The sequence below is a fragment of the Flectobacillus sp. genome, from assembly GCF_049240685.1.
Taxonomy (GTDB): domain Bacteria; phylum Bacteroidota; class Bacteroidia; order Cytophagales; family Spirosomataceae; genus Flectobacillus.
In genome coordinates, this window is record NZ_JBMLSD010000213.1 from 1 (window position 1) to 7,528 (window position 7,528).

7 protein-coding genes are annotated in these 7,528 nt (G+C 38.0%); 2 read left to right on the forward strand and 5 right to left on the reverse strand.

The features are described from left to right. Nucleotides 1-186 precede the first annotated feature (186 nt). A complete protein-coding gene (locus tag ACOVQ4_RS09715) occupies nt 187-630 on the forward strand; it encodes a DoxX family protein (protein WP_421820455.1) in 444 nt (147 codons plus the stop codon). Nucleotides 631-805: 175 nt separating this feature from the next. Here the strand turns inward: ACOVQ4_RS09715 and rplL are convergent, their stop codons facing one another. The 5 genes from rplL to pbpC form a co-directional block, all read right to left on the reverse strand. Continuing rightward, a complete protein-coding gene (gene rplL / locus ACOVQ4_RS09720; RefSeq protein ID WP_421820456.1) occupies nt 806-1,186 on the reverse strand; it encodes a 50S ribosomal protein L7/L12 in 381 nt (126 codons plus the stop codon). A 114-nt stretch (nt 1,187-1,300) separates the two neighbouring features. Continuing rightward, entirely contained in the window at nt 1,301-1,834 is a 534-nt protein-coding gene (rplJ, locus tag ACOVQ4_RS09725; protein ID WP_421820457.1) for a 50S ribosomal protein L10, read from the reverse strand. 2 nt (nt 1,835-1,836) lie between these two features. Then, complete coding sequence (gene rplA / locus ACOVQ4_RS09730; protein WP_421820458.1) at nt 1,837-2,535, reverse strand: 50S ribosomal protein L1; 699 nt, start codon at nt 2,533-2,535, stop codon at nt 1,837-1,839. Between the two features lie 104 nt (nt 2,536-2,639). After that, nucleotides 2,640-3,077: a 50S ribosomal protein L11 gene (gene rplK, locus ACOVQ4_RS09735; protein ID WP_421820459.1), complete on the reverse strand. Its 438-nt coding sequence runs from the start codon at nt 3,075-3,077 to the stop codon at nt 2,640-2,642. Nucleotides 3,078-3,627: 550 nt separating this feature from the next. Next, nucleotides 3,628-5,952 (reverse strand): penicillin-binding protein 1C, encoded by a 2,325-nt coding sequence (gene pbpC / locus ACOVQ4_RS09740; RefSeq protein ID WP_421820460.1) that lies wholly within the window; start codon nt 5,950-5,952, stop codon nt 3,628-3,630. Nucleotides 5,953-6,035: 83 nt separating this feature from the next. Here pbpC and ACOVQ4_RS09745 point away from each other — a divergent pair, with 83 nt between their 5' ends. Then, entirely contained in the window at nt 6,036-7,436 is a 1,401-nt protein-coding gene (locus ACOVQ4_RS09745; RefSeq protein WP_421820461.1) for an MBL fold metallo-hydrolase RNA specificity domain-containing protein, read from the forward strand. Nucleotides 7,437-7,528: the final 92 nt, after the last annotated feature.

The window sequence follows — 7,528 nt, forward strand, 5'->3', positions numbered from 1 at the left end:
GTTAACAGTATATTGGTTATTTGAAGACATTCATAATCAAAAGGTTATAGGCAAATTTTGCCTCAGATATACTATTAATTTAATCTTTTCTTTTATTTACTAACTTAAAATAAAACTCTTCAGGAAATATTCTTGACATTTTAAGATAAAACACCTAACTTCCTCTAAATCAAACCTTTTACGACTATGACTACTTTAGAGCAAATTGAGCAATGGGGAGATACGCATCATCCTGCATGGCTCGACATTGTACGTATTTTTTTGGGTGTTTTGCTTTTCATGAAAGGGGTTAGCTTTATTGGCGATACCACTTATCTTGCAAGTTTGATTCAGGGATTACATTTTAACGCTTGGACTGTCGTGGCGGTACACTATGTGGCTTTTGCACATCTAGTAGGAGGGCTCATGATAATGCTGGGATGCCTCACTCGAACAGCCTCGATTGCGCAATTACCAATCATGATTGTGGCGGTATTTTTTACAAACCTCAGAAATGGCTTCAGCTACCTCAATTCTGAATTATGGTTATCGGTGTTTGTATTGATTATGTTAATGGTATTTGCAGTAATAGGCTCTGGAGGATTTTCTTTTGATGAGTTTGTCAAAAGGAATACCCCCAAAAGAAACTAGGCATATCTTATAATTTGGGATGTTGGATTTCGGATTTATCGTACTAACCTAATAGCAAACCTTTCGTACACTCTTTTATAAAAGAAAAATTAAAGATTAATCGAAAATGCACAATAAAGCAAAAAGAGCCATAACCTTTGGTTATGACTCTTTTTTATACTGTATATTGTGTTAATTACTTAACTTCAACTTCAGCACCAGCTTCTTCTAAAGATTTTTTCAAACCTTCAGCTTCTTCTTTAGAAACGCCTTCTTTGATAGCTTTAGGAGCGCCATCTACTACTTCTTTAGCTTCTTTCAAGCCAAGACCTGTCAAATCTTTAACCAATTTAACTACTGCCAATTTGTTAGCACCAGCAGCTTTCAAGATAACGTCAAAAGATGTTTTCTCTGCAGGAGCTTCACCAGCTTCAGCAGCACCACCACCAGCAACTACTACTGGAGCAGCAGCAGCAGGTTCGATACCGTACTCATCTTTCAAGATAGCTGCTAGCTCGTTAACTTCTTTAACTGTCAAGTTTACTAATTGTTCAGCGAATGCTTTTAAATCTGCCATTTTATTAATAGATTTTAATTGTTTACGAATTTAATTTACTATATGCGTTTTATTGTACTTGGAAGCCTTTTTCAAGGAGTTTGTCTTCAAGAAAGGATGACCAGAGGTCAAATATTAACCTTCTTTTTCTGACAAAGTTTTCAAGATACCTGCCAATTTGCCTCCGCTGCTTTGAAGAGCCGAAACAACATTTTTCGCAGGAGATTGCAACAATCCAATGATGTCGCCAATCATCTCTTGTTTTGACTTCACGTTTTCTAGAGCTACTAATTGATCTTCGCCGATGAACAAACCACCTTCGATAGATGCTCCTTTGAAACGGATTTTATCCTTACCAGCTTCTTTTTTGAAGTCTTTAATTAGTTTAGCTGGAGTTTTAGGGTTTTCTGGTGAGAAAATAACACCTGACAAACCTTTCAAAACTGTTCCATTGAAAGCACTGTAATCAACACCAGTTGTTTCAAGTGCTTTAGCAATCAAAGTATTTTTAACAACACGGTATTCTAAGCCACGTTGAAAACAAAGTCTTCTGAATGCGTTTACTTCTGCAACGGTCAACCCGCCGGTATCAGTGATGTAGAAGTATGGAGTAGCAGCGAACTTTTCGCTCAACTCACCAATAATGACTGCTTTTTCTTCTCTCGTCATGATTACAAACCGTTAACTGTTGCTTTGTCAATTTGAACACCTGGAGACATCGTAGAAGACAAGTTGATTGACTTCACGTATGTACCTTTAGCTGAAGATGGCTTCAATTTCAACAAAGTGTTGATCAATTCTTGAGCGTTTTCAGCCAATTTAGAAGGTTCGAATGAAACCTTACCAATTGAAGTGTGGATAATACCAGTTTTGTCAACTTTGAAGTCGATTTTACCAGCTTTCACTTCTTTCACAGCCTGACCTACTTCCAAAGTCACTGTACCCGACTTAGGGTTTGGCATCAAACCACGTGGACCTAAAACACGACCTAAACGACCGATTTTAGCCATTACAGTTGGCATAGTGATGATTACATCGATATCTGTCCAACCTTTTTCGATTTTTTGGATATATTCGTCCAAACCTACGAAGTCAGCGCCAGCAGCTTTTGCTTCCTCTTCTTTGTCAGGAGTACAAAGTACTAATACACGTACTTCTTTACCTGTACCGTGAGGTAACGCTACGACGCCACGTACCATTTGGTCGGCTTTACGAGGGTCAACCCCCAAACGAACGTCGATGTCAACTGAACTATCGAATTTCGTATATGAAATCTCTTTCAAAATCTCAGCCGCCTGCGTAAGTGAATACGCTTGCGTCTTGTCATATTTCGAAAGAGCCTCTTTTTGTTTCTTTGTTAACTTAGCCATTATTTCTTTTCAATTTGAAAATTTGAAAATGTGCTAACTTGAAAGTTTAAGAATTTGAAACAGAAAAATTTGACTTTTCCATTTTCAAATTATCATTTTTCAAATTAGAAAGGTTTTTCTCCTGTAACTGTGATACCCATAGAACGAGCTGTACCAGCAACCATGCTCATTGCCGCTTCTACTGTGAAGCAGTTCAAGTCTGGCATTTTAGTTTCAGCAATTGTACGTACTTGATCCCAAGTTACAGAACCAACTTTTTTCAAGTTTGGCTGAGCTGAACCAACTTTCACCTTAGCAGCTTCCAAAATCAAGATTGGAGCAGGAGGAGTTTTTACTACGAAATCGAATGATTTATCTTTGTAGTAAGTAATTAACACAGGTAGGATTACACCTGGTTTATCTTGTGTTCTGGCATTGAACTGCTTACAGAACTCCATGATATTCAAACCCTTAGAACCCAAAGCAGGACCGATTGGTGGTGAAGGGTTTGCTGCACCACCCTTGCACTGCAACTTAACGTAGCCAGCTATTTCTTTTGCCATTTCTTTGTAAAGTCTTTAAATGTTGGATTTTGACGCTAAATATTTGCGCTTACTTGCGAGATTTAATGTCAGGATTGACCTCTCTCTGCCAGTTGGGGTGGAAGCTTTCCCTACCTGATCGAAGTCGGGCGTTTGGGTAAGAAAATTTGTAACTGAACTTTCTGATTTACAGCACCTTGCTCTATCTGACAACAGGCAAGCCGTGTACTGCTACCGAAACGGACTGCAAAATTACGGCTTTCTTATTAATATACAAATAGTTATAAAAAAAAATTAGCTCCTTTTATGTTTTTTCTTATTTCACGACCATTTTTATTCAAATGAAGTCTGTTTTAAATAGCAAAACATGACTAATACCGCATTTGGTGTTTGAGTGATTTTTCGAATAAGTGTTTTTATCTAATAAGAATTTTATCCCTACTTAAGACGCAGGGCTCTGCGTCTTGGCATACGTCAGACCTAGGGTGGCAGTAGCTAAACAAGGGTCATACTCATCCCAATATTCGAGATGAGCATGCTAACTTTTTTACATTTTTATAAAAAAAACAACTTAGTTTCTTTTTACTTGAATAAAGATATGGGCTGTTCTGCCTTTATCATCTGTGCAAGAAATTTTGATTTTTCCTGCTTCTGGATAAAAAAACTGCTCTTGATTGGGCAATACTTTCTGATACAGCTTGTCATTTACATACCAATACAAGAGCTTGACGTCGTTCCCGACCTGAGCACTTAATTGCAATTTTACCGACTCTGTTGGCTCAATCCAATACTCTGCACCATCGTTTGGAGAGGTTATTATTGGAACATTATTATTAAATATTCGTGTACACTTGGGGTTATGAGGTGGTATTTGCTCATATTGAATATGTTTTGTTTGATACCAAGAAATGAGCTCAGGAGCAAAAAATGGGTATTGTTTCTGAACAGCACCGCTATCTGGTATACAAACATTGCAGTAACTCATAGTAGTGGCGGCATTAACCCAAACAGTTTTGGCATGGGTACATGTACTTGTACTAGAAACACCCATGATATAGTAATCTACAATTTGGTGACTGCACCGCTCGCTTGGAATTGCTCCTGATTCGGCACATACTTTTCGCATAGCTAAATTAGCACCAGGACTAAACCATTTGGCCGAGGAGTTATAGTCGATAGTGTTGAAGATGTCTAACAAAAGTGGAGTTGCTATATTGGCGCCTGATAGCTCTGGTACACCTTCGCCCGAAAAATTTCCAATCCAAATACCTAAGGTGTATTTAGCATTGTATCCTATACTCCAGGCATCCTTTTTGCCAAAAGAAGTTCCTGTTTTCCAAGCAATCTTAGGCATGCGATAGGTATATTCGTAATTATTGGGTAAATCTGGACGAGTGATTTGACTTAAGATTTGATTAATTAAAAAAGTCGCATCTTCCGAAATAATTTCAGTAGGCTTATTCTGATTTTCCTCTGAAAGCAAAGTGGCCTTCGTGAAAGTACCTTGATGAGCAAAAGCACTAAAAAGATTGGTTAGTTCTTCTAAGGTAACCCCACAACCACCCAAGGCTAAGGATAATCCTAACTTTGAAGAGTTTTTTTTGATGGTTTGAAACTCTGCCTTTTTCAATTTTTCTATCATACTCGCCGTCGACACATCTTTGAGCAATTTTACGGCAGGAATATTTAGAGAATTAGCTAAGGCAAACTCTGCCGTAACTTTTCCATGAAATTGTTTGTCAAAATTTTCAGGCTCAAAACCTCCAAAATTACTGGGTACATCATTAAGCATTGACTTAGGGGTAATAACTCCCTTATCGAGGGCAATGCCATATAATAAGGGCTTGAGGGTACTTCCTGGCGAACGAATGGCCCTGATACCATCTACCTGTCCACCGTCCACAGGATTATTAAAGTCTGCCGAACCAACATAAGCCTCCACTTGTTTTGTTTGATTATTGATAAGCATTACTGCTGCATTATGGATATTGAGTCCGTAAAGGCGATTAACATAATTTTGAACCATCTTTTCGAGCGTCATTTGTAGATTTCTTCGAACGCTCGCATGAATTGTGGGTTGATCTGGATAGGCTGTTTTGAGGCGATAAGACAAATGTGGAGCAAGCTTGGGTGCCTCATGTCTCTGTACTTGTAATGGTTCTGATAAGGCGTCTTCTATGTCTTGTGCTGCAAACAAATCAGCCTCTGCAAACCTACGTAGCCATTTGTTTCTTTCTTGTAAGATGTAAGTATTGTTTTTTCCTAAACGTAAACTTGAGGGTCGATTAGGAATAATGGTTAAGGCTGTTACTTCTGCTAAACTAAGTACATCGGGAGATTTTTGGAAATAGAGAACCGAAGCCGATTTTAATCCTTCTATATTAGAACCATACGGTACCAAACTCAAATACATTTGAAGGATTTCGTCTTTTGAAAAATGCAACTCAAGCTGGATGGCGCGCACCATTTCGATGATTTTGTGCCAATAGGTGCGCTCTTGTGGATAGAGCAAACGTACTACTTGCATAGTAATAGTACTTGCGCCTGAGGTACGACGCCTTTTAAGAATATTATTAAAAAAAGCACGACCTACCGCTATGGGATTGATTCCAAAATGATAACGAAACCAACGATCCTCTTTGAAGATAATCGCTTTTTCGAGAGTCGGTGTAATTTCTTTTAACTCAGTCTGCATTCGCCATTTGTCATGAGCATTTAGAAAGGCATGCAATATTTTTCCATCAGAATCAGTAATAACAGTAGAATATTGTGGGTTGACTTTTACGGGAAAAATAAAATCTAATCCAACAAATATGATTATAACAAGCATAAACATTCGCCAATTGCGAGACTTATAGAGGTGCTTGAGCCAATATTCGAGTTTTATTAGAGGCATTGAAAAAATGTTTTGATATATTGTGATTGGATGGCTTGTTTTATGAACATCTAAATAACTTAAAATTTCCTAGACTTGATACTATGAAAATTCAATTTCATGGAGCCGCACAACGTGTGACAGGTTCGAAGCACTTGCTAATTACTGAAAAAGGTACCAAAATTCTCTTGGATTGCGGTTTATTTCAAGGTTTGAATACTCAGGATATGAACCAAAAGTTTGGTTTTGAGCCTTCTGAGATAGATTATGTGATTTTATCACATGCCCATATCGACCATACTGGCTTGTTGCCTCGGTTGGTTGCCAAAGGTTTTAAAGGGCCTATTTTTTGTACTTCTGCTACCAAAGATTTAGCCGCACTATTACTAGGAGACTCGGCACGAATACAAGAAAATGATTTGGCACGAATCAATAAACGTCGCGAAAAAAGGGGAGAAGCTCTACTCGAAAATCTGTATACCGAAGATGATGTTGTACAAACTATCGAGCAAATGCAAGCTGTAAATTTTCGTGAACATGTTCAAATTTGTGAAGAGGTAACGGCATTTTTTACAGAAACGGGTCATATTCTTGGCTCAGCAGCCATTTCGCTCACGGTAAAAGAAGCCGAAAAATCTATTCATGTATTCTTTTCGGGAGATATCGGGCGTCCACATGACAAAATACTCAAAAGTCCAGAAGCGTTTCCACAAGCTGATTATATCATTTGCGAATCTACTTATGGCTCACGACTACATGAGCCCGAGGCAGATGTAAAATCTCACTTGCTTAAAATAGTAAAGCGAGTATGCGTTGAACAGAAGGGAAAACTCATTATTCCCGCTTTTTCGATAGATCGTACTCAGGAACTTGTATACGCGCTCGACCAACTAGAATCGGAGGGGTACTTACCCCATATAAAGGTATATGTAGATTCGCCATTATCAGTAAGTGCAACAATGGTAATGAAAAACCATCCTGAATGTTTTAATCCAGAAGTATTAGCTTATTTAGAAAAAGGGGATGGAGATGCCTTTGGTTTTCCAAATTTGCATTACATTAGTTCGATAGAAGAATCCAAAAAACTAAATGATAGCACAGAGCCTTGTATCATTATTTCGGCCTCGGGTATGGCCGAAGCTGGACGTATCAAACATCATATTGCCAATCATATCAACGATGTGCGTTGCTGTATTTTATTGGTAGGGTATACTTCTCCTGATAGCTTGGGAGGCCAATTGAAGTCTGGGGCAAAACAAGTACATATTTTTGGTGAAAAACATGATGTCAGAGCCGAAGTATTAGTAATGGATTCTTTTTCAGCTCATGCCGATTACCAAGAAATCATCTCTTATCTTTCGTGCCAAGATAAGGCACATGTAAAAACTGTATTCTTGGTTCATGGAGAACTTGACACCCAAGAAATTTTTAAAGAAAAGTTATTACACGAAGGATATCAACAGATTGAAATTCCTCAAATGCATCAAGAAATAGAGCTTTTGTAAAGTATTGTTTTCCAGTAAAATCAAATCTTGTTTTTTGTAAAGAGAATTATGATTTCATCAGAAAAAAGGTTTACTAAGTAGTCATGCAGAAT